Origin of the sequence: Shinella yambaruensis (assembly GCF_022899355.1) — a bacterium.
GTDB classification, from domain to species: domain Bacteria; phylum Pseudomonadota; class Alphaproteobacteria; order Rhizobiales; family Rhizobiaceae; genus Shinella; species Shinella yambaruensis.
The window spans coordinates 440,413-464,274 of record NZ_JALJCK010000002.1; the positions used below are offsets into that span (position 1 = coordinate 440,413).

23 protein-coding genes are annotated in these 23,862 nt (G+C 63.9%); 13 read left to right on the forward strand and 10 right to left on the reverse strand.

Features of this window, described 5'->3' with window-relative positions:
- Nucleotides 1-2 precede the first annotated feature (2 nt).
- From MUU56_RS05965 to MUU56_RS05980, 4 genes are read right to left on the reverse strand one after another with little or no spacing between them, the layout of a single operon-like run.
- Nucleotides 3-1,148, reverse strand: a complete 1,146-nt coding sequence (locus MUU56_RS05965; RefSeq protein WP_244766393.1) for an acetyl-CoA acetyltransferase — start codon at nucleotides 1,146-1,148, stop codon at nucleotides 3-5.
- Nucleotides 1,148-2,140, reverse strand: coding sequence for an SDR family oxidoreductase (locus MUU56_RS05970; protein ID WP_244766394.1), 993 nt, complete (start codon nucleotides 2,138-2,140; stop codon nucleotides 1,148-1,150). The genes MUU56_RS05965 and MUU56_RS05970 overlap by 1 nt, the downstream gene beginning before the upstream one ends.
- Nucleotides 2,141-2,192: 52 nt before the next feature.
- Nucleotides 2,193-3,374: an acyl-CoA dehydrogenase family protein gene (locus tag MUU56_RS05975; RefSeq protein WP_244766395.1), complete on the reverse strand. Its 1,182-nt coding sequence runs from the start codon at nucleotides 3,372-3,374 to the stop codon at nucleotides 2,193-2,195.
- A gap of 10 nt (nucleotides 3,375-3,384) precedes the next feature.
- A complete protein-coding gene (locus MUU56_RS05980) occupies nucleotides 3,385-4,767 on the reverse strand; it encodes an acyl-CoA dehydrogenase family protein (RefSeq protein WP_244766396.1) in 1,383 nt (460 codons plus the stop codon).
- Nucleotides 4,768-4,848: 81 nt separating this feature from the next.
- Between MUU56_RS05980 and MUU56_RS05985 the strand changes: the two genes are divergently transcribed.
- From MUU56_RS05985 to MUU56_RS06005, 5 genes are all read left to right on the forward strand, one after another.
- Entirely contained in the window at nucleotides 4,849-5,679 is an 831-nt protein-coding gene (locus MUU56_RS05985; RefSeq protein ID WP_244766397.1) for a transporter substrate-binding domain-containing protein, read from the forward strand.
- Nucleotides 5,680-5,741: 62 nt separating this feature from the next.
- Entirely contained in the window at nucleotides 5,742-6,212 is a 471-nt protein-coding gene (locus MUU56_RS05990) for a hotdog family protein (RefSeq protein ID WP_244766398.1), read from the forward strand.
- A gap of 9 nt (nucleotides 6,213-6,221) precedes the next feature.
- Nucleotides 6,222-7,001 carry an enoyl-CoA hydratase/isomerase family protein gene (locus MUU56_RS05995; RefSeq protein WP_244766399.1) on the forward strand — a complete coding sequence of 260 codons (780 nt, stop codon included), beginning with the start codon at nucleotides 6,222-6,224 and terminating at the stop codon, nucleotides 6,999-7,001.
- A gap of 27 nt (nucleotides 7,002-7,028) precedes the next feature.
- Entirely contained in the window at nucleotides 7,029-7,217 is a 189-nt protein-coding gene (locus MUU56_RS06000; protein WP_244766400.1) for a hypothetical protein, read from the forward strand.
- Complete coding sequence (locus tag MUU56_RS06005) at nucleotides 7,214-8,605, forward strand: amidase (protein WP_244766401.1); 1,392 nt, start codon at nucleotides 7,214-7,216, stop codon at nucleotides 8,603-8,605. The genes MUU56_RS06000 and MUU56_RS06005 overlap by 4 nt, the downstream gene beginning before the upstream one ends.
- 72 nt (nucleotides 8,606-8,677) lie before the next feature.
- On the opposite strand, the gene MUU56_RS06010 is transcribed toward MUU56_RS06005, so the two are convergent.
- The 5 genes from MUU56_RS06010 to MUU56_RS06030 form a co-directional block, all read right to left on the reverse strand.
- Nucleotides 8,678-9,889: a HAMP domain-containing sensor histidine kinase gene (locus MUU56_RS06010; RefSeq protein WP_244766402.1), complete on the reverse strand. Its 1,212-nt coding sequence runs from the start codon at nucleotides 9,887-9,889 to the stop codon at nucleotides 8,678-8,680.
- A gap of 1 nt (nucleotide 9,890) precedes the next feature.
- A complete protein-coding gene (locus MUU56_RS06015) occupies nucleotides 9,891-10,586 on the reverse strand; it encodes a response regulator (RefSeq protein ID WP_244766403.1) in 696 nt (231 codons plus the stop codon).
- Between the two features lie 9 nt (nucleotides 10,587-10,595).
- On the reverse strand, nucleotides 10,596-11,132 hold the full coding sequence (locus tag MUU56_RS06020; protein WP_244766404.1) for a cytochrome b: 537 nt from the start codon (nucleotides 11,130-11,132) through the stop codon (nucleotides 10,596-10,598).
- A 70-nt stretch (nucleotides 11,133-11,202) separates the two neighbouring features.
- Nucleotides 11,203-11,688: a Spy/CpxP family protein refolding chaperone gene (locus MUU56_RS06025; protein ID WP_244766405.1), complete on the reverse strand. Its 486-nt coding sequence runs from the start codon at nucleotides 11,686-11,688 to the stop codon at nucleotides 11,203-11,205.
- Between the two features lie 166 nt (nucleotides 11,689-11,854).
- Nucleotides 11,855-12,796, reverse strand: a complete 942-nt coding sequence (locus MUU56_RS06030) for a LysR family transcriptional regulator (RefSeq protein WP_244766406.1) — start codon at nucleotides 12,794-12,796, stop codon at nucleotides 11,855-11,857.
- A 269-nt stretch (nucleotides 12,797-13,065) separates the two neighbouring features.
- Between MUU56_RS06030 and MUU56_RS06035 the strand changes: the two genes are divergently transcribed.
- From MUU56_RS06035 to MUU56_RS06060, 6 genes are all read left to right on the forward strand, one after another.
- Nucleotides 13,066-13,890, forward strand: a complete 825-nt coding sequence (locus MUU56_RS06035) for an amino acid ABC transporter ATP-binding protein (protein ID WP_263193632.1) — start codon at nucleotides 13,066-13,068, stop codon at nucleotides 13,888-13,890.
- 13 nt (nucleotides 13,891-13,903) lie between these two features.
- On the forward strand, nucleotides 13,904-14,563 hold the full coding sequence (locus MUU56_RS06040) for an ABC transporter permease (RefSeq protein WP_244766407.1): 660 nt from the start codon (nucleotides 13,904-13,906) through the stop codon (nucleotides 14,561-14,563).
- Between the two features lie 11 nt (nucleotides 14,564-14,574).
- On the forward strand, nucleotides 14,575-15,306 hold the full coding sequence (locus tag MUU56_RS06045; protein WP_244766408.1) for an ABC transporter permease: 732 nt from the start codon (nucleotides 14,575-14,577) through the stop codon (nucleotides 15,304-15,306).
- On the forward strand, nucleotides 15,296-16,462 hold the full coding sequence (gene alr, locus MUU56_RS06050) for an alanine racemase (protein WP_244766409.1): 1,167 nt from the start codon (nucleotides 15,296-15,298) through the stop codon (nucleotides 16,460-16,462). The genes MUU56_RS06045 and alr overlap by 11 nt, the downstream gene beginning before the upstream one ends.
- A gap of 1 nt (nucleotide 16,463) precedes the next feature.
- Complete coding sequence (locus MUU56_RS06055; RefSeq protein ID WP_244766410.1) at nucleotides 16,464-17,309, forward strand: transporter substrate-binding domain-containing protein; 846 nt, start codon at nucleotides 16,464-16,466, stop codon at nucleotides 17,307-17,309.
- A gap of 69 nt (nucleotides 17,310-17,378) precedes the next feature.
- Entirely contained in the window at nucleotides 17,379-18,623 is a 1,245-nt protein-coding gene (locus MUU56_RS06060; RefSeq protein ID WP_244766411.1) for a CapA family protein, read from the forward strand.
- Between the two features lie 16 nt (nucleotides 18,624-18,639).
- Here the strand turns inward: MUU56_RS06060 and MUU56_RS06065 are convergent, their stop codons facing one another.
- The gene (locus tag MUU56_RS06065) at nucleotides 18,640-19,113 is read right to left on the reverse strand and encodes a hypothetical protein (protein WP_244766412.1); all 474 of its coding nucleotides are present in this window, start codon (nucleotides 19,111-19,113) and stop codon (nucleotides 18,640-18,642) included.
- A 201-nt stretch (nucleotides 19,114-19,314) separates the two neighbouring features.
- On the opposite strand from MUU56_RS06065, the gene MUU56_RS06070 reads away from it, so the two are divergent.
- A complete protein-coding gene (locus MUU56_RS06070; RefSeq protein WP_244766413.1) occupies nucleotides 19,315-22,104 on the forward strand; it encodes a bifunctional aconitate hydratase 2/2-methylisocitrate dehydratase in 2,790 nt (929 codons plus the stop codon).
- Between the two features lie 324 nt (nucleotides 22,105-22,428).
- Nucleotides 22,429-23,814: an FAD/NAD(P)-binding protein gene (locus tag MUU56_RS06075; protein ID WP_244766414.1), complete on the forward strand. Its 1,386-nt coding sequence runs from the start codon at nucleotides 22,429-22,431 to the stop codon at nucleotides 23,812-23,814.
- Nucleotides 23,815-23,862: the final 48 nt, after the last annotated feature.

Sequence of the window (23,862 nt, forward strand, 5' to 3'; positions counted from 1 at the left end):
GTTCAATCTGCCGCCAGAATGGCGGTCCCCGTTGCTGAAAGCTTGCCGCCCGTGCCATGGACCAGGCCGATCTTCGCGTCGGCGACCTGGCGCAGGCCCTGTCCGCGGAAATCTCCACGAAGCTGGCGGATGCATTCGATGATGGTGAAGATGCCGAACATCCCGGGATGGGTATAGGAGAGGCCGCCGCCGCTCGTATTCAGCGGGAAATCGCCACCGGGCGCGATCCGGCCGCCCGAGACGAAATCGCCGCCTTCGCCCTTCCTGCAGAAGCCGAGATCTTCCAGCGATGTCAGAACCGTGTAGGTGAAGGAGTCGTAGACCTCGGCAACATCGACATCCGCGTGCTTGACGCCAGCCATCGCGAAAGCGTCAGGGCCCGAAATCCGGCCGGGGCCTGATGTGACGTCCGGCATCTGGCTGATGATCTGGTGATCGTGGCCTTCGCCCCAACCGAGCACGCGCACCGGTGCCTTCTTCAAGTCCCTTGCGCGTTCGACGCTGGTGACGACGACGGCGCCTGCTGCATCGGTCACGAGGCAGCAGTCCAGCTTGCGGAACGGCCAGCTGACATAGGGGGAGGCGAGGACCTCCTCGATCGTCAGCGGATCGCGCTTGAACGCCCTGGGGTTCAGTCGCGCCCATTGGCGCGCGGCAACGGCGATTTCCGCAAGCTGGCGGTCTGTCGTGCCGTACTGGTGCATATGGCGCGCGCAGGCCATGGAATACGCGCCCGGCGCGCCGGGCATGCCGTAGGGATTTTCGAACTGGCCTTCCATTCCCTGCGCGCTGCTGGCCGAAGCGGGCAGGCCGACACGAGACCTGCCGCTTTCGCCGTGGACGATCAGGGCCACCTCGATCCTCCCCGAGGCGATTGCCGCTGCGGCATGGCCGAGATGCACGACGAAGGACGAGCCGCCGACATGCGTTCCGTCGTAATAGCGGGGGTGGATGCCCAGATATTCGGCCACCTCGGTCGTGCGGAACCCCGCCGTGAACAGTCCATCCACGTCGCGGAGCGCAAGGCCGGCATCGTCGAGCGCATTGAGCACGGCTTCACCCTGGAGTTGAAGCGTGGATTTGTTCGGAACAACGCCGATCTCGTCGGATTCGGCAACGCCGACGACGGCGGCCTGTCTGGTTGGCATTACCTGCTCTCCTCTTTGCGCACCCAATAGCGGCGTCCCTCGCCGATCGCGTGCCAGTCATCGTCGCCCAGGTTGTCGACGTCGCGGCCGAACGGCATTGCGGGACGGGGCTTCATGTCGGGTTCCATATATGTGTCGAAGGCATCTGCCAGGCTCTCGGCCGTCCAGGCATGATCGCCTTCCAGCCGCGCCAGCGTGCGCGGAGGTTCAATGAGCGTGTAGCCGAAACCGTAGGAATGGAAGACCTGGCCGTTGACGTTCGCGGCGCGATCGGAAGCAAGGAAGGAGACCAGCGGCGCGACATTATCGGGATCCTTGGGCGTGCCTCTGGCGTGCTCGCTCGGCCATTTGCCGGTTTCCTCGAAGATCTTCCGCGATTCCGGCTTCGAGTCGATCATGCGCGTCGTACCGGTCGGCAGGACGACGTTCGAGGTGACGCCGTATTTTGCCATCGCATTGGCCGTGGAATAGCTGAGCCCGATGATGCCGGCCTTGGCGGCGGAGTAGTTCGGCTGTCCCGCGTCGCCATAGGCCGAGCCCGACGCCAGCGAAATGATGCGGCCGCCCTTCTGCTGCCGCATCAGGGCCGTTGCCGGGCGCAGAACGTTGAACAGCCCCTTGAGGTGAACGGCGACCACGACGTCCCATTCCTCCTCCGTCATGTTGAAGATCATCCGATCGCGCAGGACGCCCGCCGCGTGGACGACGATATCAAGGCGACCGAAGGTGTCGACCGCCTGTTCAACCATTCCCTGGGCGGCGGCATGGTCGGCGACCGAACTGCCGTTGATGACGGCTTTACCGCCGAGCGCCTCGATGGCGGCTTGCGTTTCTTGCGCCGGTCCGGCGTCGGTGCCGTCTCCTGCCAGTCCCGCACCCAGATCGTTGATGACGACTTTCGCACCATTGGCCGCCAGGGACAGCGCGATCCCGCGACCGATCCCGCGTCCTCCGCCGGTGACGAGCGCGACTTTTCCGTCCAGCAACTTCATTTCCGTTCCCTTTCCTGTCGTTCCTGCGTGCCCAAGTCCTCGGGCGTGTCGGCTATGCCACCTCGGGCGGTTTCATCCGATCGTCCTGCGTCCGCGCGCGGATATGTTCGGGCAAAGTCTGACTGAGTTTCTTCAGGTACCAGTCGGCATCGCCGAACATCGCTTCGCAGACGCACAGCCGCTTGTAGAGATGGCCGGCTTTCAACTCGTCCGTCATGCCGATGCCGCCATGGAGCTGAAGGCTCTGGGTCCCGACGAAGCGCGCGGACTGGGCGGTCTGTACCTTCGCCTGCCAAACGGTGCGCTGCGCCGACGCTGCGCCGACGTCGAGCGCTTCAAGCGCGGCATGAACGATCGCGCGCGCCTCCTCGCAGGCAAGGCTCATATCCACCAGGCGGTGCTGGAGAACCTGGAATTTGGCAAGAGGCTGGCCGAACTGCTCGCGGACCTTCAGGTATTCGATCGTGTTTTGCGTGGCCTCGGCCATGGCCCCGCAGGCCTCGGCACAAACCGCGATCGCGGCCCGGTCGATGAGATGGTCGATCGAGGCGGTCCGGTCGACATCGGCACGGCCGAGCAGCGTGGAACCCGGAACCCGGGCCGACAGGCGGACTTCAGCGCCAAGCCGCGCATCGAGGGCAGGGGCTATGTTGAGAGAAACGCCGTCCGTTTCGCGCGGTACGAGGAACAGGCCGACAGGGCCATCGGCCGCGCCCACGCGCGCCGAAACGACCAGCAAGTCTGCCGCCTGTGCGCCGAGCGTGAAGGCCTTGCGGCCTTCCAGGGCGTAGCCGCCGTCGACCGGACGGGCGATCGTGGTGACGTAGTCGCGCGCATATCCGGCGTCCTGTTCGGAATGACAGAAGGCGAGACGCAGCTCTCCGGCAGCGATTTTCGGAAGCAGGTCGCCCTTTTGCGCTTGCGTACCGGCCAGTTCGATGGCGCCGGCTCCAAGAACGACGGTGCCGAGCAGCCCTTCGAGAACCATGTGCCGGCCGGCCGCCGCCATGACGATGGCAAGTTCCGTCAGCCCTCCGCCGGTGCCTCCGAATTCCTCGGGTATCGCAACGCCGAGCCATCCGAGATCCGCAAACTGACGCCATTCATTTGAACCGTATTGATCGCCGGACGGACCCGAACGCTGCTGCCACCGTTCAAAGCCGTATTTTTCCGAGAGGAAGTTCTGCAGGCTTTCGTCGAGAAGCTGGCGTTCGTCAGCGGAGAAACTGGTCATGGGTCGATCCTCAAAGCCCCAAGGCGCCCTTGGCGATGATGTTCCGTTGCACCTCGTTCGAGCCGCTGTAGATCGTCGCCGCCCGGCGGTAGAGGTGCTCGTAGATCAGGCCCGCGGAGACGTCCGGGCCGACAAATTCGCCGTCCCAGTTCTGTTCCAGCGCCAGGTCCTGATAAACGGGCCCGTTCCGGCCGAGCACTTCCAGTCCCATCTGGAGAATGCTTTGCTGGAGTTCGGTCCCGCGAAGCTTCAACGCCGCGGCGCCCATCATCGGCGGAGAGCCGGTCGTCCGAGCGGCGGCCAGCTGGTCGGCCATCAGCGCTTTTGCCGTCGCCATCCTGACGTCGAGTTCCGCGAGCTTCCGCCGATAGGTGGGATCTTCCGACAGGGGGCGCCCGCCATCCTTGACGACGTCGAGCGCTTTGCGGATCTTCGCCAGATAGGCTTCGAACTTCGCGAAGCTCAGACTGTGCAGCCGCTCGTTGGCAAGGAGGAACTTGGCATAGGTCCACCCCTGGTTCTCTTCGCCGATGCGGTTCTCGACAGGCACGCGGACATTGTCGAAGAAGACTTCGTTGAGGTGGTGGTGCCGTGTGATGCCGATGATGGGGCGGACGGTGATGCCCGGGGTGTTCATATCGATCAACAGGAACGAGATCCCGGCCTGCTTCTTGACGGTCGCATCCGTCCGCACCAGGACGAAGATCATGTCGGCCCAGTGAGCCCACGAGGTCCAGGTCTTCTGGCCGTTGACGACGTAATGATCCCCGTCGCGGACAGCGCGGGACTTGAGGCTTGCGAGATCGGAGCCGGCGCCCGGTTCCGAATAGCCCTGACACCACCAGGTGTTGTTCTTGGCGATATCGGCGAGGTACTTCTTCTTCTGCTCGTCGTTTCCGAAGGTGAAGATGACGGGACCGGCCAGATTGATGCCGAAATTGATCAGGGGCGGTGCCCCCGCCTTGCCGAGCTCTTCCTCGAACACGAGGAACTGTTCGGGCTCCCATCCGAGGCCGCCATACTCCTTCGGCCACTTGCCGGTGAGCCAGCCTTTTTCTCCGAGCAGCTTCAGCCAGGCATCATATTCCGCTTTATCGAGGTGCTGTGACTTCTCCTGCTTTCGCCGGATTTCCGCAGGGATCTTTTCGCGGCAGAATTGGCGGACCTCCTCGCGGAATGCATTCAAGCGGTTGTCGCTGCCGACAGACCTTATGAACATGCGTGCCTCCTGCACAAATAAGTATACTATTTGCCCGGTATACCTAATATCGCTTTTGCTTGTCAACCGATCTTCGCGGATTCTGGCAGATTCCGCTGCCCATATCGGCACGAGAAAAACACACATCCGGCAATTGACGAAAAAGTAAAATAGTCGCACAGTGTACTGGTGCACTCTTTTATCGCGGCCGGACAAGGCAAGCCGGGTGCGTCCTTTCAGGTCATAATCAGGGGAATTCAAATGAGCAGACGAGCAATGCGTTTTCTGGTTGCCATCGCCGGGCTTGGCTTCATGACTGCCGCGGCGAGCGCGGCATGTGAGCCCGACAAGGCCGCCGAGAAATACCCGACCTTCGCCGGAAAGCCCGTGAAGATCGCCATATCGCCGCTTTACGCGCCGTTCGCCTATAACGAGGAGGGCTCCGACAAGCTCATCGGGAGTGACGTCGAGATCGGCGAAGCGGCCCTGGAATGCGTCGGCCTCAAACCGGAATATGTGAAGGGCGTCTTCACCAGCTTGCTTCCGACCGTGCTGAACGGCCAGACCGACATCATGAACGCAAACCTCTTCTACAACGAGGAGCGTGCGCAGAACGTCGATTTTGTCGTCTACATGAAGGCCGGCAGCGCCTTGGTGGTGCCGAAAGGGAACGAGCACGATATCAAGTCGATGGACGACCTCTGCGGCCTTACGACAAGTGCGGTTATCGGCACCTTCTCGCAGAAGGCGCTGGAGGAGCAGTCGAAGGCGTGCGAGGCGGCGGGCAAGTCCGCGATCAATATCGTGGTCGCGACCGAAACGGATGCGGCCGTGCGCGGGATCTTGAACAAGCGCATCGACTTTCTGCTCGACAATGCGGGCGCCGCCGTCGTGCGGGTGAAGGACGATCCGGAGACGCTGGAGATCGCCTTTACCCAGGCGCGTGACGTGAAGGTCGGCTTTGCCGCCAAGAATGACAACAACGAGATTCTCGACGCCTATCTGAACGGGATGCAGGAGATCTATCGGAACGGCACGGTTGCGAAGATCCTTGAGAAATATGGGATCGACCCGCAGCTTGCCATCGAGCCCGAGATCGTGCGCTGACCTGGAGCGCAGACGGGACCGGCCCGATTCCATCGGGCCGGCCTTCGACCCGGAGGCCGACCATGCGCTTGCGCGTCATTTCGACCTGCGCCGACCTCCAAGCCCTCCTCGCGAAGGACCTTGGCCCAGGCGCATGGTCGCAGATCAGCGAAGAACAAGCTCGACGCTTCGAGGCGGCTCGGCGTGCCGGACCGCACGACACCGGGAGGAGATGCACGAAATCCAGGCCGGCGCTTGTTGACGGGGCATTGCTTCTCTCCCTTCTCGGGCGATTGCGGGCGAGCATCGAGGATCTGCGTTTCGAGTTTCCCAGCCGGATGAACCTCCTCTACGGCTTCGACGACGTTCGCTTTTCCGATCCGGTGCCGGCGCCCGTCATGATCCGCCTTTTCCTTAGGATCATCGACGTGAAGCTGCTCGAACCGGGGACGATCCATGTCGTTTACGCGCACCGTCTCGAAACGTCCGAGGGTCTCACGATCCTTGAGGCAAACGCGATCAACCGCATTTACCTGCAGGAGCAGGCTGTTTGAGGAAACCTGATGTCGATAGATTTTCTCGCTGATGAGAATGGAATTGCCACGATCACGATCAATCGGCCGGAACGCTTGAATGCCCTCGACCGCGCTCACTACGCCGAGCTTTCCAGGGCGTGGGTGGAGGTGCGGGACGACCCGAAAATCCGGTGCGCCATCGTGACGGGGGCGGGCGAGAAATCGTTCTGCGCGGGCGCGGACATCAAGGATGTCATCGGCGCGAGGGAAGAACTGCGGAACCTCTGGCAGACCCAGGAAATGCCGTTGCTGAACCGTGGCCTTGAACTGTGGAAGCCGGTGATCGCGGCGGTCAACGGCCATTGTCTCGGAGGGGGCATGACGTTGCTTCTCGCCACCGATATCAGGGTCGCCTCGCCGAATGCCGCATTCGGCGTCGCGGAAGTCAAGCGCGGCATCGTTGCCGGTCTCGGCGGAACCCAACGGCTGGTGCGGCAACTGGCCCATGCGCACGCGATGGAAATGCTCTTGACCGGAGACACCATCGATGCGGAAACGGCGGAACGGCGCGGCCTCATAAATCGTGTCGCGCCTGCGGGCGAATTGATGGCCGTGGCGAGGCGCTATGCGGACACCATGGCCCGCAATGCACCGCTCGCCGTTCAGGCGACGAAGGAATTGGCAATGCGCGCGCGTGACATGAGCCTCCAGGACGGGCTGCGGATCGAGCAGCTGCTGAACAATCTGCTTCAGCGCAACTCGGTTGACGTCGCTGAAGGGCGCGCTGCCTTTATCGAAAAACGGTCCGCGGCATTCCGCGGGGAATAGCGCAAGGGGCCTCTCGAAGGGCGTGTTATGGCTGAGACAACTTTTGAAGATTTCATCGTCCTTGTCCGTCGGAGCGGACTGCCTCATGACGACGTCGACCTTGAGCTGCTGTTTGATGGTTATCTCAAGCTTCAAGGCATGATCGCCTCCCTCCGCCGGCCGTCGGACCTCACGACCGGCCTTGCCGTCGGCTTTCAGCCGGAACCCGTCGAATGAGCCCGTTGACGATCGCTGAAGCGGGCAGGAAGCTTGCCGCAAAAACAGTGTCGCCTGTCGAGCTTACCCGCGAATGCCTCGATCGGATCGAGGCTCTCAATCCGACGCTCGCAGCGTTCATCACGGTGACGGGCGAACGAGCGCTTGCCGATGCCCGGGCGGCTGAAGAGCGGATGATGAAGGACCAGAGGCGAACGCCGCTGGACGGCATTCCCATCGCCCACAAGGATCTTTTTGAAACGGCGGGAATTCTGACGTCTGCGCATTCCCGGATCTTGCAGGATAATGTTCCTTCGTCCGATGCCACCGTTGTACGCCGCCTGGCGGACGCGGGGACCGTCATGCTCGGTAAGCTCGCCACGCTGGAATTCGCTCTTGCCGGGCCTTCGTTCGATTTGCCCTGGCCTCCCGCCCGGAACCCCTGGAATCCCGATTACTTCACCTCGGGCTCAAGCAGTGGAACGGCCGCGGCGGTGGCTTGCGGCATGGCTCTTGGCGGGACCGCCACCGATACCGGCGGCTCCATCAGGGGACCGGCCGCCATGTGCGGTGTTTCCGGCATCAAACCCACATTCGGCCGCTGCAGCCGATCCGGCGTGATTCCCCTTGCCCATACGCTCGACCACATCGGGCCCATGGCGTGGACGGCGCAGGATTGTGCCCTCCTGCTTCAGGAGATGGCCGGCTTCGACCCCTCGGATCGGGCGAGCGCCGACGTTCCCGTTCCCGATTTTTCAGGTGAGATCGGCAAGAGCCTGCGGGGTTTGAAAGTTGGCGTTGTCGCTCACTTCCATGAAAGAGACAATCCCGTCAGCGAGGAGACGGCAGTCGCGGTATCGCAGGCCATCGAGATCCTGCGGGACGGCGGCGCTGTCGTTTCCGACGTCAAGCTGTCGTCCCTGGCGGAATATTCCTCGGCAAACCGCGTGATAATGAACGCGGAGGCCGCCGCGTACCACGAGCAGACGCTGAGGAGCCGCTTTCGCGATTTCGGTGAGCGTTTACGGCACAGGTTGCTGCTGGCATCCTTCATGACGAGCAACGACTACATCCAGGCGCAACGGCGCAGGCGCGAACTGTGTGACGAGTTCGCGCAGGCTATGGAAACGGTCGATGTCCTCATAACCGCAGCTTCGGCTTCCGAGGCGCCGCTCATCGAGGACGTCCCTTTCTGGGACGGCCTTGAAAAGCCGAGCTTTGCATTGCCTTGGAATTTGACCGGCTATCCTGCCATCGCGGTCTGCATGGGGTTTGGGCCGAAAGGCCTGCCGCTCTCCGTGCAGATCGGCGGCCGACCCTTCGGCGAGGCCACGCTTTTCCAGGTCGCCACGCTCCTTGAAACTTCAACCCCATGGAGGCAGAGACGCCCTGTTCTCTGCTCGTCCTGACATTGTGCGGGGCTGCCTTGCCGCGCGCCCGATGGCGTTCTGCTCGGCATGCATGTATGGCGGCCGCGGGGCTCAGGGCGTATCCAATCGTGGCAGCCGCAGTATAAACCGTGTCCCCCCATCCCTGGGCGGGTCGTGCAGCACCGTTCCTCCATGCAGCTGTGCGATCTGGCGCACGAGGGAAAGGCCGAGGCCCCATCCTCCGGCAGCCTCGCCGTGGCCGCCCGGGCGGTAAAAGGGTTCGAAGACACGTTCGCCTTCTCCCGCGGGGATACCGGCACCATGGTCGCGGACCGACAGTTCGGTCATGGCACCCGTGGACCCGACGCTGATCGTGATGGGCGCCGCGCCATGACGAACCGCGTTCTGTATCAGGTTGCGGATCGCCCGGGACAGGAGCCGCGCATCGCCCATGACCTCCGCCGGCGTTCCGGAGGCGTCCAGCCCCGCCCGCGCGGCCTCTTCCGCGGCAAGCGCCAGAAGGTCGAGCGGCTGGAACGCTTCGGTCCGCTCGCCATGGGTCAGCCGGCTGGAAAGCAGGATTTCGCCGACAAGGTCGTCCAGTTCGCCCAGGTTCCGCGCGATCTCCTCGCGCTGCGTCTGTGTGGGGTTGTCCTCATGGAGATGCACGGCCATGCGCAGGCGGGCAAGCGGGGAGCGTAGCTCGTGGCTGGCATTGGCCAGGAGCGAACGGTTCGAATTGACCAGCGCCTCGACCTGCGCAGCGGCCCGGTTGAAACTGTCGGCGACGCTCGCGACTTCGTCGCGCCCCTCGATGGCGACGCGCAGGGACAGGTTGCCCTTCCCCCAGCTCTCGACACCGTGGCGCAGGCGCTCCAGCCGGCGCGTAAGGTTGCGCACGACCGGCCAGGCCGCGAGCGCCGTCAAGCCGGCAACGAGCGCCAGAAGCAGCAACGGATTGCCGCGCGGCCGGAACGGCAGGGTGAAACGCGCGGTCAATGTTCCGCCGTCCCGCACCGCAACGGTGACGGGAGCGAAGGCGGTGATGCCATCCCGTTCGGCGGGTCGATAGGCCGCGACGACGGTTCCCGCCGCATCGCGCAGTTCGATCTCCGCATGGCTTGCCGGGCCGATGCGGTTCAGCACGGCCTGCGGCTCCTCGGGACCGGACAGCATGGCCGCCAGCAGTTCGGCACGCTGGTTGACCCAGCCGCGATCCTCGCGATCGACGAACAGCGCCACCATGACGATCCCCGCAATCGCGAGGATCGCGATGCCGGCCAGGACCGTCAGATAGATCTTGAGAAACAGCCGCCCGCGCATGTCAGTCCTTGTCGTCCTGGCGTCGTGCGAAGACATAGCCCGCGCCGCGCACGGTGACGATGCGGCGAGGGTGCCGGGGATCGTCCTCGATCGCCGCCCGGATACGGGAGACATGGACATCGACCGACCGGTCGAACGCATCGGCTTCGATCCCCTTCACGCGATCAAGCAGCTGCTCGCGCGTGAGAATCCGCCCGGCGCTTTCGGCAAGGGCTAGAAGGATGTCGAACTGGTGGCCGGTCATGTCGCAGACCTGCCCGTCGAGCCGCGCGCTGCGGGAGCCGGGGTCGATCTCCAGCCGCCCGAAGCGAAGGATGCCCGCCACCGGAGAGGCGCTGCGGCGGCGCAGGATCGCGCGCAGCCGGGCCAGCAGCTCGCGGGGGCTGAAGGGTTTGGGCAGATAGTCGTCGGCGCCGATCTCGAGCCCGACGATGCGATCGGTCTCGTCTCCCCTGGCGGTCAGCATCAGGACCGGGACGTCCGATCCGGCGCGGATGCGCTTCAGTACCTCGAAGCCGTCGAGGTCGGGCAGCATGACGTCGAGGATCACCGCCTCGGCAGGACTGCGGCTGAGATCGGCCAGTCCCGCCGCGGCCGTGGGCGCCGATCGCACCCGATAGCCATTGGCGGACAGGTAGTCGTTCAGCATGGCGGAAAGCCTCGTGTCGTCGTCGATGATCAGGAGATGTTCCGCCATGCCCGTTCCTCAGCGCACCGCGCTGTCCTTGCCATACCACAAACGCGTGAAGATCGCCTCACGCCGGACGAAGGCGTGATAGAGCGCGGCCCCGACATGGGCAACCAGGAGGCCGACAAGAGCCATCGCGCCGGTCCCGTGCGGGCCGCGCGGCGCATAGGCCGCGAAATCCGGCAACGACCCGGTCCCGCCGAACAGGATGGCTCCGGCCCCGCTCATCGCCATCAGCGCGATGCCGCTGCCGAACATGCCGAAGAGGACGATATAGAAGGCGGCATGAACCCCTCGCGCCAGCCGTTTCTGCCAGGGCGGCGTATTTGCCATGGGCGCCGGCTTGCGGTCGAAGACCAGCCACCACGCCACGCGCAGGATCGTCAGCGCAAGGGTGGCGATGCCGAGCGGCACATGCACGCGCAGGAACATCGCCGGATCGCTCGAGGCGGCGGCTCGAAAGCCGGTTCCCAGGAGGACGAGAATCGCGGCGGCGCTGAGCCAGTGGATTGTCACGGCAACGCTGCCGTAGCGATCTGCGCTGCTCTTCATCATGATCGGAACTCCTGATTGGATATCGGGTCGGGGAGCCGGGGCGTGGCCGCCCCGGCCGAACCATGCGCCTTCATTCACGGCCCGGCCTGAAGCCGGGACCGAAAGAGCGGCGCTTCTCCAGCAGTTCCGTCCGCTGTTCGGGCGTCAGGACCTCGGCTGCCTGGATGAAGGCGTCGAGCGCCCGGGCTGAGACGGCGTCGGCGGTGGCAAGGACTTCCTTCCGCAGGGTTTCGATCGCGGCGCGGTCCAGCGTCTCGGCCCTCACGAGGGCGGCCAGGCGGTCGCGCCGGTCGTCCAGATCGCTGATCATGGGGCGGATTTCCGTCCGGGCGGCATCGACGATGGCCCAGATTCTCTGGCGCTGCTCTTTGGTCGTGTCCACCGATTTCAGCGCGCGTTCCAGGCCGAAGCCGCCGAAGGGGTCGCCGAATCCATGGCCGCGAAAGCCGTTCGCCTGAACCACGCCGGTGACTGCGAGCGCGCCGAGCGCCAGAACCGCGGTCATCCCGCCTACCAGATACTTGCGCAGGCGGCCTTTCTTGCTGCTGTCTTCCATGTTGCTTCTCCTCGTCTTGCACGGCCTCTCATCGCCGCGACAAGGAGAAGATGATGTCCGCGTGTTTCTCCCATCCACGCGTCATATTAAGTTTTGTGAAGAAGCAGGAGGAGGGCGCCGACGGACATTCGCGTGCCGGGCCGCCGGCTGGCGTCCTTCAAGATCCCTAGCCATCGGGTGCTTTTGCGCCCGCTGGCAGATCGGTGTCTTGCGCGCACGCGACGAGTACGTTCACGGCTTCCTGCAACATGGGGCCCAGATATCGGCCTTTCTGCCAGAACACGACGTAGTGATAGAGCGCGCTTGGCTCGAAGGGGCGGATCTCGACGTTGAAGCACGCAGCCTGCCGGGCGGCGAAGGTATTGCTGCTTGAAATGCCGAGGCCGGCGGCGACGAAACTGACCTCCTGGCCGATGACATCCACCTGGATGGCGAGGTGCGGCTCCGCTCCCATGTAGCGAATGGCATTCTCGCTCATGAGGTGGGATTGCATCTGCGGTTCGATATCCGCAAGCGGCTCGCCGACCAGATCCTCCGGCCGGATCAAGTCCTTCCGGGCAAACCGGTGCTCCGGATGGAAGATGCATACATTGGTCGCCGTCGTCATCGGGCGCCAGTCGAAGACGTTTTCGTCGAGCGGCAGGCGGCCAAGTCCGAGATCCGCCCGCCCTTCGAGCACATGGTCCGTTACCTCCCGGTAGGTGCCGGATTTGATGTGGACCGCCGCGACCGGCTGGCGCGACCGCAGCATGCGGATGGCATCGGGAAGTAGCCGGAGCGAGAAGACGTGCGGCGCGGCGATGCCGATCGTGTCGCTGTCGATGCCCTTCAGCGAGGAGACGGTGCGGGCGATCCTTTCCATCTGCACGAAGGTCGCATCGGCGTCGCGAAAGAGGGTCATCGTCTGCGCCGTTGGAACGAGCCGCCCCTTGTCGCGCATGAACAGCTGCACGCCGAGCAGGGTTTCCAGCTGCTTGATCTGCTGGCTGACGGCGGGTTGGGTGATGTCGAGGGCCTTTGCCGCCGCCCTTTCGGAACCGGTCCTGACGACCTCGCGCAGAATCTGAAGCTGGCGAAGCGTGACGCCCGTCCCTGCGATTTCGACCATGATGATGCGTTCCTGCGCGCGCGGTTCGTAGCTCTGCAAATGCAAAGATCAACTTATACCCTCTCGCGCGGAACCGCCACCTCCGAGCCGAATGGCTCTTCTTCATATAAGCTAGGCTTATCTAAAAATAATCCTGCTTATAAATTGACCCTATGGGCGCGACAGGCAATTCTATGTCCGTAACGCCGCCGTGACGGACAGCCGGCGCCGAAGGAACACAAGGGGTTCCGCTACATCGAAAATCGAAAGCGAAAGGGTGGTGCCGCTTCATGCGCGCAGCAAAGGCTTTGTCGTATCCTGCATTCGGCGTCGGTGAACCGGCCGCGGAACCCGGTATCCGCGCCGAGCGGATCGAAAAGCGGCTCGGCGGCAACGATGTCCTGCGGGGTGTCGAGCTTATCGTCCGTCCCGGCGAGATCCTCTCGATCCTCGGCAGCAGCGGTTCGGGCAAGAGCACGCTGCTCAGGTGCCTCAATCTCCTGACCATTCCCGATCGCGGAGACATCTGGGTGCACGGCGAGAAGCTGGCGATCCGCGCCGCATCGCAGCACGGCGGACCTGCCGGCATCCTCGATCACCGGCAGGTCCGAAGGGTGCGGGCTTCCATGGGCATGGTTTTCCAGAACTTCAATCTCTGGCCGCACAAGACGGCCCTCGAGAACGTCACGGAGGGGCCGGTTCTCGTCAAGGGGATCCGGCGCGGCGCCGCCGCCGAGCTCGGCCGTCACTACCTCGCCAAGGTAGGGCTCTCGGACAAGGCGGACGCCTATCCGCGCCATTTGTCCGGCGGCCAGCAGCAGCGCGTGGCGATCGCCCGGGCGCTGGCGATGGAGCCGCAGGTGCTGCTTTTCGACGAGCCGACCTCGGCGCTGGACCCGGAACTGGTGGGCGAAGTGCTGCGTGTCATGGCGGCGCTTGCCGGGGAGGGGCGGACCATGGTGATCGTCACCCACGAACTTGCTTTCGCGCGCGAGGTCTCGACGCGGGCCGCCTTCATGCACGGCGGGCTGATCGAAGAGGAAAGCCCGCCGCAGGAATTCTTCTCCTCTCCCGTCTCAGGCCGTCTTCGCGGCTTTCTCGCTTCCCATCGATAGGAGGACCTCGCGCATGGACGGTTTCGTGGTGCAGTTCGTCAACGGACTGAAGACGACGGTACTGCTGGCGCTTGTCAGCGGCGCGCTCGGCATGGCGCTCGGATTGCTTGCCGCGGCGGGGCGGCTGTCGCGGTGGAGGGCGGTAAGCGCCGCGGTCGGCTTCTACACGACGATCATTCGGGGCGTGCCCGAACTCATCATCATCCTGCTGATCTATTTCGGCGGAACGGTCGCCATCAGTGCCTTCTTCGGACGCTATGTCGAGGTCAACGCGTTCCTCGCCGGGGTCGTTTCCCTCACCGTCGTCTTCGGCGCCTATACGGCGGAAATCTTCCGAGGGGCGGTGCTCAGCATACCGGCAGGGCAGATCGAGGCGGCCCGCTCGCTCGGGCTGCATCCCTGGCAGACCTGGCTGCTCGTCATCCTTCCGCAAATGCTGCGCATCGCCCTGCCGGCGCTTGCGAACCAGTGGATCTCCCTTGTCAAGGAAACGTCGCTGATCTCGATCGTCGGGCTGACCGATATCATGCGGGTCGCCGCCATCGGCGCGGGGTCGCTGCGGGCGCCGCTGACATTCTATCTTGCGGCATCGGCGCTCTATCTCGCGCTGACCAGCCTGGCGCTGGTGATCTTCAATCTCCTCGAACGGCGTTTCGCCGTTCCCGGGCGGTGAGGTGCCGCGCCATGGATATCATGCTCCTCCTCACCAGCACGGTCACGCTTACCGGCGGCATTCCGCTGACGCTTCTCCTGACATTCGCATCGCTCCTGGCGGGTTTCGTCCTCGCCGTGCCCCTTGCCTTCATGCGGGCGTCGCCGCGCAAGTGGCTTTCCCTACCAGTGCTCGCCTATACATACGTGTTTCGCGGCACGCCGCTGCTCGTCCAGCTTTTCATCATCTATTACGGCCTCGGTCAGGTCGGCGCCATTCGCTCGAGCGTGCTCTGGGTCCTGCTGCGCGATCCCTTCTGGTGCTGCCTGCTGGCGTTCTCCCTGAACGGCGCCGCCTACACGACGGAGATCTTTCGCGGCGGGATCCAGGCCGTGGCGACCGGCATGATCGAGGCGGCGCAGGCGGTCGGCATGTCGCCGTTGCAGATCAAGCGCCGGATCATCTTTCCGATCGCCTTCAGAAGCGTGCTTCCGTCCTATGCCAACGAGGTCATCAGCCTGGTGAAGGCGACGTCGCTCGCCAGCACCGTGACCTTGCTGGAGATCACCGGCCTTTCGCGAAAACTGGTGTCGGAGACCTTCGCACCCTACGAGATCTTCATCGCCGCGGGCGTGCTCTATCTCGGCCTTACCTTCCTCCTGACCGGCTTCTTCAACGTGCTGGAGGCCCGGTTGAACGCGGCGCCCCAGGCAAGGACACATCCGCGCCGGGTCATCCTGCGGCAGGTGCCCCATGAACAGTAACGCCCGTCAAGACCTGCTGCCGCTCTGGGAGAGCGCGTGGCGCGAGATCGATCCGTCGGCGATTGTTTCCAACTACCGCGCCATACGGGCGGCGATCGGTCCCGGGACAAAGATCTTCGCCTGCCTGAAGCAGGACGCCTATGGATGCGGGGCGGGTAAAGTTGCCTCTCTCCTGTCCGCGGCCGGCACCGATGCCTTCGGCGTCGTGTCCATCGCCGATGCGATCGCCGTGCGGCGGGCAGCGCCCGGAACGCCGATCCTCATGTATCCGGGCATCGGCCCGGATGCCGTCGACCTTGTCAGGGACCTCGACCTGACGATTTCAGTTTCCGGCGAGGAGGACCTGCAGGGCTGGCTTGCGACCGGCGTGCCGCTCAAGGTTTTCGTGAAGGTGGATCTCGGCTTTTGGCGCGCCGGCGTGGTGCCCGCCAGCCTCCGGGGCCTGGTGAAACTGTGCGCCTCGCAAAGCAATCTCGCCGTTGACGGCCTTTATGCCCATCTCAGTGAGTTCGGCGACGCCGGGTCTTCTGCGCCGGCGCAGGTCGCACGCCTGACGCCGCTTCTTGACGCGCTGAAGGCGGAGGGGCGGCTTCCCTCGACCGTCATGGTTTCAAGCAGCGAAAGCCTGCTTCAGCACCCGGAATTCGACATGGACGCGGTCGATCCCGGTGCCCTCCTCTTCGGATTGGCCCGTTCCGGGGCCGGGCGTCGGACCCTCTCCATCCGGCCGGCCCTGTCGGCGATCAAGGCGCGCATCGTAGCGCTCAAGACGTGCCACGACAGCATGGGAAGGCCGCCGGGCCTGCCGGGCTACCACCCGGCGATGCGCCTTGCCGTGCTGGGGATCGGCTGGGGGCACGGGGTGCCGCGAGACCTCGGCTCCTCGGCCTCGGTGCTCGTCCGGGGGCGGCGTGCGCCCGTCGTGCCGCCCGTCCATCTCGAACATCTTCGCATCGACGTCACGGATATTCCCGAAGCGGTGCTCGGGGATGAGGCGGTCCTGCTCGGCTCTTCCGGTGCGGACCGCATCACGCTGCCGCAACTCGCCGAAGCCTGGAACACCGATGAAACAGGCGTCGGCTGCGGCCTCAGGGAGAGCCTGCGGCGGATAGACGCCGCACCACGATCGAAACCGAACCAAGAAGAAGGGGAATGACATGAAACGACAACTGACCTGCGCCCTCGCGGCGCTCCTGCTGGCTGCCGGCCTTGCCCATGGCGCGGAGCGCACGGCCATCACCATCGCCTCGGAAGGCGCCTCGCCGCCGTGGGACTATATCGACGAGAACGGCGCGCTCGTCGGTTTCGACATCGACGTCGGCAACGAGCTCTGCACCCGGATGAAGCTGCAATGCACCTTCGTCGCGCAGGACTGGGACGGCATCATCCCCGGCCTTCTGGTGAAGAAGTACGATGCGATCATGGCCGGCATGTCGATCACCGAAAAGCGCAAGAAATCAATCGCCTTCTCCGTTCCCTATGCGGTGGCGCCGAACCAGATCGTCATGCGCCGGGCGCTCGGCCTGCCGCCCGGGGATAGCGAGGCGAAGCTGAACCTCACGGATATCGACGCGGCGAAGAAGGAGACCATCGACAAGCTGAGGGAAAGCCTGAAGGGCAGGACCCTCGGTGTCCTTCGCTCCTCCAACTCGGAGGCGGTCGTGCAGGAACTCTTCGGCGACATTGCGGAGGTGCGCAGCTATGACAGCCAGGAAAACCTGAAGCTCGACCTGACATCGGAGCGTATCGACGGTGGCCTCGGCGATCGCCTGGTCTGGAAGCAGTTCCTCGACACGCCGGAGGGCAAGGCGGTGGAGTTCTTCGGCCCTGAACTTTCGGGAGGCACCTGGGGCCCCGGCGTCGGTGTCGGTCTTCGCAAGGAGGATGCCGATCTTGCCGAGGCCTTCGACAAGGCCATCGAAGCGAGCACCCGGGACGGCACGCTCGGGAAGATCAGCCAAAAATGGTTCGGCGTGGATATTGCTCCGCAGCTCGCGAACTGACTGTCCCCCTGCGACTATCGGCGGCCCTAGGGCCGCCGCCTCCTGAATTCTTCTCCAAGGTACATCGCCATGTCTTCACCGTTCACGCTCGCCGTCACCGGGCAATCTCTCATTCATCATGATGTCCGGCAGGTCCGGGACGATGGATTTGCCGCAATCAAGGCACTGATCAAGCAGGCCGATATCGCTTTTACGAATTTCGAGACGACGGTGTTCGGCCGGCATGGCGGGTGGCCGATGAAAGGTTCCTATTTCGGATGTTCGGCGCCGTTTGTGCTGGATGCGCTGAAGGACATCGGCTTCAACACCCTGGCGCTCTCCAACAACCACGCCTTCGACCTCGGCCCTCCGGGCGTTCTGTCGACGCTGGAGGAAGTGGCGGAGAGGGGGTTCCTTCACGCCGGTATCGGTGTCGATGCCACAGACGCGGGCCGGCCGGGAATGAAAACCTTCGGCACAAGACGGGTGGCGCTCGTTGCCATGGACGCCGGCCCCGGCCCGGCGACCATGTATGCGGCCGACGCGACGGACCGGCGTCCGGCAAGGCCGGGCGTGAATGGGCTCGACGTGTCGAGGCGTTTTGCGGTCGAGCCCGCGGTATTCGCGAGCCTCTCCGGCATTCAGGACATCTTCCAGAGCAGTCCGATGGAACGGGGCAACTACGCCCAGCCGCACGATCCGCCGGACCTGCAATCGGCCGATGAGATCGATTTTTACGGAACGGTCTTTTGCCGCGCCCCGGAGAACCGGCGCCGGATCCTGGTGGACGAGGCGAGCCTGCAGCGTCATCTGTCGGCGATCCGCCGCGCTGCCGCGGAAGGCGCCTTCGTCATCGCCTACCTCCACCATCATCATTGGGAGCCGAACTGGCGGGAGGTGCCTTCCTGGGTTCAGGCGTTCGCACGGGCTTGTATCGATGCCGGCGCGGGGATGTTCGTCAGTCATGGCGCGCCGGTCCTGCAGCCCATCGAAATCTATCGCGGCGCGCCGATCTTCTTCGGGCTCGGCAATTTTCTCTTCCATCTCGATGAGGGGGAGGTCGTATGGAGCGCACCGGACGTCTGGAAAAGCGTCGTGGCGACATGCCGCTTTGATGCCGACGCCAGGCTCCGGTCGATCGACCTTCATCCTGTCGTCATCGGCGGCGAGAATCTGGACGCTGACAATTATCACGAACGGATCGTTCCGGTCCCTGCCCCGGAAGGGCTGGCAGCGAGGATGATCGAGGATTTGGCAATCCGCTCGAAGGCACACGGCGTGTCGATTGCCTTCGTCGAGCGTTTTGGGAGAATAACGGCAGAGATCAGCGCGTAACGACAATGACCGGCGATCAGCTTTGGTAACTGAGCGACCCCGAGAATCCAGGGTAAAGCACGTCGAATACCTTCGCGGTTTTCCGGTCAACCGCCTCCGCAAGGTGATCGTAACCGGACCGAGGGATCTCCGATGCAGGGCGAATTGTCGTGCCTGCTTCTTCCAGAACCTGCTGGAACGCTTTGACGCAGCCTCTTGGCATGGTGTCGAGCGAGCCGATCTCGTCGAGCAGCGCCTCCTCAACCGAGGTCAGAACGGAACTGTCATTTTTTGTTCGTCGCCTATTCTGGTCCGGAAGCGTTCCAAAAAGGTCAAACAGCGACAGGAGGCCCTCTCGCAGGCGGTCATTCTTCAGCATTTCGGTCAGGCTGCCTTCGGCCTCCTTGCATGTCGAGCCACAAGATTGCCAGTGCCGGAAAACCGAAACGACGAATGCTTCGTCACTGGTCAGATCGGAAAAGCCAAGCGGGGTAAAATTGATGGTTTCCATAAATCCAGTCCGAGCGGCACGCGGAGGCCTTCTTTAGACGATTAAAGTTGATTTCGAAACACCACTTTTTAATGAAATGCGGTATCTTGTCACGCGGTCCTGGTTGACGTACTCGAAACCCACAGAGCCCTGTGGGCCAAGCAACAAACCGCTCGGTGGCGCTACGTTTCCGCGCCATGCAGTTCATGACGTGGGATAGCGATGAACCTTTACCTGGATTACCTGGCTGAGATCAAAAGCAGAGAAGCACAAGGGCTCGCCCCCAAGCCGATCGACGACGGCGGATTGACCGGCGAAATCATTGCAATCATCCAGGATGCCGGTAACGAGCATCGGGCCGATGCCCTGAATTTCTTCATCTACAATACGCTGCCGGGCACGACCAGCGCGGCTGGCGTCAAGGCCGCTTTCCTGAAGAAGATCATCCTCGGCGAAACGATCGTCCCGGAGATCACCCCCGAATTCGCCCTCGAACTGTTGTCGCATATGAAAGGAGGCCCTTCGATCGACGTGCTGCTCGACATCGCGCTTGGCGATGACGCCGCGATCGCCGGGCAGGCCGGCGAGGTGCTGAAGACGCAGGTCTTCCTCTACGATGCCGACATGTTCCGGCTGCGCGATGCCTTCAAGGCGGGCAATGCCATCGCGAAGGGCGTTCTGGAGAGCTATGCCAAGGCCGAATTCTTCACCAAGCTCCCGGATGTCGAGGACGAGATCAAGGTCGTGACCTTCATCGCCGCCGAAGGCGATATATCGACCGACCTGCTGTCGCCCGGCAACCAGGCGCATTCGCGCTCGGACCGCGAGCTGCACGGCCAGTGCATGATCACGCCCGAGGCGCAGCAGGAAATCGTGGCGCTGAAGAAGCAGCACCCGGACAAGCGCGTGATGATGATCGCCGAAAAGGGCACGATGGGCGTGGGCTCGTCGCGGATGTCCGGCGTGAACAATGTGGCGCTCTGGACCGGTAAGCAGGCCAGCCCCTATGTGCCCTTCGTCAATTACGCGCCGGTCGTCGCGGGCACCAACGGCATCTCGCCGATCTTCGCGACCACCGTCGACGTGACCGGCGGCATCGGAATCAACCTGAAGAACTGGACTAGGAAAACCGGCGAGGACGGCAAGCCGATCCTCAACAACGACGGCAACCCGGTCCTCGAGCAGCAATTCTCGGTCGAGACCGGGACAGTCCTGAAGATCGACACGAAGAACAAGAAGCTCCGCGACGAGAACGGCAAGGAGCTGGTCGACGTCGCCGCCGCTTTCACACCCCAGAAGATGGAGTTCATGAAGGCCGGCAGCTCCTATGCTATCGTCTTCGGCAAGAAGCTCCAGACCTTTGCCGCCCAGACGCTCGGGGTCGAGCCGACCCCGGTCTTCGCCCCGAACAAGGAAATCACCGTCGAGGGCCAGGGCCTGACCGCGGTCGAGAAGATCTTCAACCGCAACGCCGTCGGCGTGACGCCGGGCAAGGTGCTGCACGCGGGCTCGGACGTGCGGGTCAAGGTGAACATCGTCGGCTCGCAGGACACCACCGGCCTGATGACCGCGCAGGAACTCGAGGCGATGGCGGCCACCGTCATCTCGCCGCTCGTGGACGGCGCCTACCAGTCGGGTTGTCACACGGCATCCGTCTGGGACAAGAAGGCGCAGGCGAACATTCCGAAACTCATGGCCTTCATGAACAACTTCGGCCTGATCACCGCCCGCGACCCGAAGGGCGTCTATCATTCGATGACGGACGTGATCCACAAGGTGCTGAACGACATCACCGTGGATGACTGGGCGATCATCATCGGCGGCGACAGCCACACCCGCATGTCCAAGGGCGTGGCCTTCGGCGCCGATTCGGGCACCGTGGCGCTGGCGCTGGCCACCGGCGAGGCGACCATGCCGATCCCGCAGTCGGTCAAGGTGACCTTCAAGGGAACGATGAAGCCCTATATGGACTTCCGCGACGTGGTGCATGCGACCCAATCGCAGATGCTCAAGCAGTGTGGGGACAACGTGTTCCAGGGCCGGGTGATCGAGGTCCATATCGGCACGCTTCTGGCCGACCAGGCCTTCACCTTCACCGACTGGACGGCCGAGATGAAGGCCAAGGCGTCGATCTGCATCTCGCAGGACGAGACGCTGATCGAGTCGCTGGAAATCGCCAAGTCGCGCATCCAGATCATGATCGACAAGGGCATGGAAAACGCGGCACGGACCCTGCACGGCTTGATCGCCAAGGCGGACAGGCGCATTGCCGAGATCCGCTCGGGCGAAAAGCCTGCGCTCGCGCCCGATGACAATGCGAAATACTTCGCCGAAGTCGTCGTCGACCTGGACGTGATCGACGAGCCGATGATTGCCGACCCCGACGTGAACAATGCCGATGTGTCCAAGCGCTATACCCACGACACGATCCGCCCGGTGTCCTATTACGGCGGCGCCAAGAAGGTCGATCTTGGCTTCGTGGGCTCGTGCATGGTGCACAAGGGCGACATGAAGATCGTCGCCCAGATGCTGAAGAACATCGAGAAGGCCGAGGGTAAGGTCGAGTTCAAGGCGCCGCTCGTCGTCGCCGCCCCGACCTACAACATCATCGACGAGCTGAAGGCCGAAGGGGATTGGGAAATCCTGCAGAAGTATTCGGGCTTCGAGTTCGACGACCTGATGCCGAAGAGCAAAGCGCGGACCGAATACGAGAACATCCTCTATCTCGAGCGTCCGGGCTGCAACCTGTGCATGGGCAACCAGGAAAAGGCGGAGAAGGGCGATACCGTCCTGGCGACCTCGACCCGCCTGTTCCAGGGCCGCGTCGTGGAAGACACCACCGAGAAGAAGGGTGAATCGCTGCTGGCCTCGACCCCGGTCGTGGTGTTGTCGGCGATCCTCGGCCGCACGCCGAGCATGGAAGAGTACCGGGCTGCCGTCGACGGAATAGACCTGACAAAGTTCGCTCCGCCGAAAGTCGCTCCGATCGATTCCCTGTCCGTCCATTACTAGGGGCTCGACATCGAGAGGGCGCCGTAAAGCCTGACGCCGATTGGGTGGCCCGGCGAGGCGCCCTGCTGTCAGGCGGGCGTAAGCCCGAGCGATTCATTACACTCGCTCATCCCCGGAATCTGCGCACGGATGAAGATCCGGCGCGGACCGGCGGCGCGTTGTCCCGTGGCACCCCTGCCGCTGGGTGAGTGCGGGCGCGCTCGGGAGGGCTTGATTTTACGGGCAGTATTCTATTGTTTTAGTAGGGAATGCCGTGTCACCCACTCGTCGGACAGGACGAGTTCCTGGAAACCGCCTCACGCCGTGCAGGAAAGGAACCCATCGATGACGCTTGCGCCCGCCCAACTCCTTCCGCAATCGCAGGACGCCGATACCCTCGCACGGATCGCCATCATCGGTCGTGGCTTCACCGGCCTCATGACGGCAATCGCGCTCTTGAAGGCCGTCCACAGGCCGTTCCATCTCGTGATGTTCGACCCCTATCCGAAAATCGACGGCGGGGAGAGCATCGGCCGCCCGGCGTCCGGGCTCCTGAACAGCCGCGTCCGCGATCTCTCGGTCGATCCGGCGGCCCGCGACGATTTTCGTCATTGGCTGGAGGCCAATGACGGCTGGCGTGACCGCGACCAGGCGGTGCCCGGCAATGTCGATCATGCCTTCGTGCCCGGGGAGGTGTTCAGCGCCTATGCCTATCAGCGTTTCTCCGAAGCGCTGCGCGAACGGGCCGATGTGATGGTTCAGGTGCGTGCCGAGAGTGTCGCGGCCATCGGGCGCCACTCGCGGGGCGGTCTTTCCGTTCTTTCGGGCGAGGGCGATCAGGCGCGCTTCGATGCCGTCTTCCTGGCGACGGGCTATGGCCTGCGCGAGATCGCCGAAGGCAATGCCGGCCCGACCGGCGCAAGGGAGGTGCAGGTCATCGGCGGCGGCGTTCATGCCGTCGACCGTGCGCTGCGCCTGCTTGCGGCAGGGGAGGCGTCCCATGTCACGCTCATTTCCGCGTCCGGTTTCCTGCCGCAGCCGCATGCGCCGTCGGCCGTCGGCGCCGTATCCTCCGATCGTCCGTTCCCGAACACGCTCCGCGGCGCCTTCCGCCATCTGCGCGAGGCCGCGAACCGGGCGGCACTGGAGGGGACTGGCTGGCAGGGCATCATGAACGATTTCCGCCTGCGCGCCCGCGAGCTCTGGCAGGGCCTGACGCCGGAGGAGCGGCGTCGCTTCAAGCGCCATGTCAAGCCGATCTACGACAGCCACCGCAACCGTCTTCCGCTCGGCCACTATGAGCGGCTGCGCCGGGCAATCGACAGCGGGGCGATCACGGTGCGCAAGGGCAAGATCGAGCGCATCGCGACCAATGGCGTGCTGCTCTCGGGCGCGGGGGGACTGCAGGTTCTGCCGGCGGACCGGACGATCGATTGTCGTGTCCGCCCGACCGATCTCGATTCCCCGCTCTTCCGCTCGCTCCTGTCGGCGCAGCTTGCGCGGCGGGACGAGCTCGACCTCGGCATCCTCGTCGACGGTGACGGCCGGGTCTTTTCGCAAACGGGGGCATTCGAGGGGCTCTTCGCGATGGGGCCGCTGGGTCTTGGAAGCCTGCCGGATATCGACCTCGTGCCGCAGATCGTCGTTCAGGCTCACGCGGCAGCCGACGCCCTCGGGGCTTGGCTTGCGGAAACCGCGAGCAGCAAAGCCGCGGAGTCTCGCACGCGCTAGAAAGACGCCGGCCCGGCCGGCAGCCGGGTCAGACCAGTCGCGAGAGGC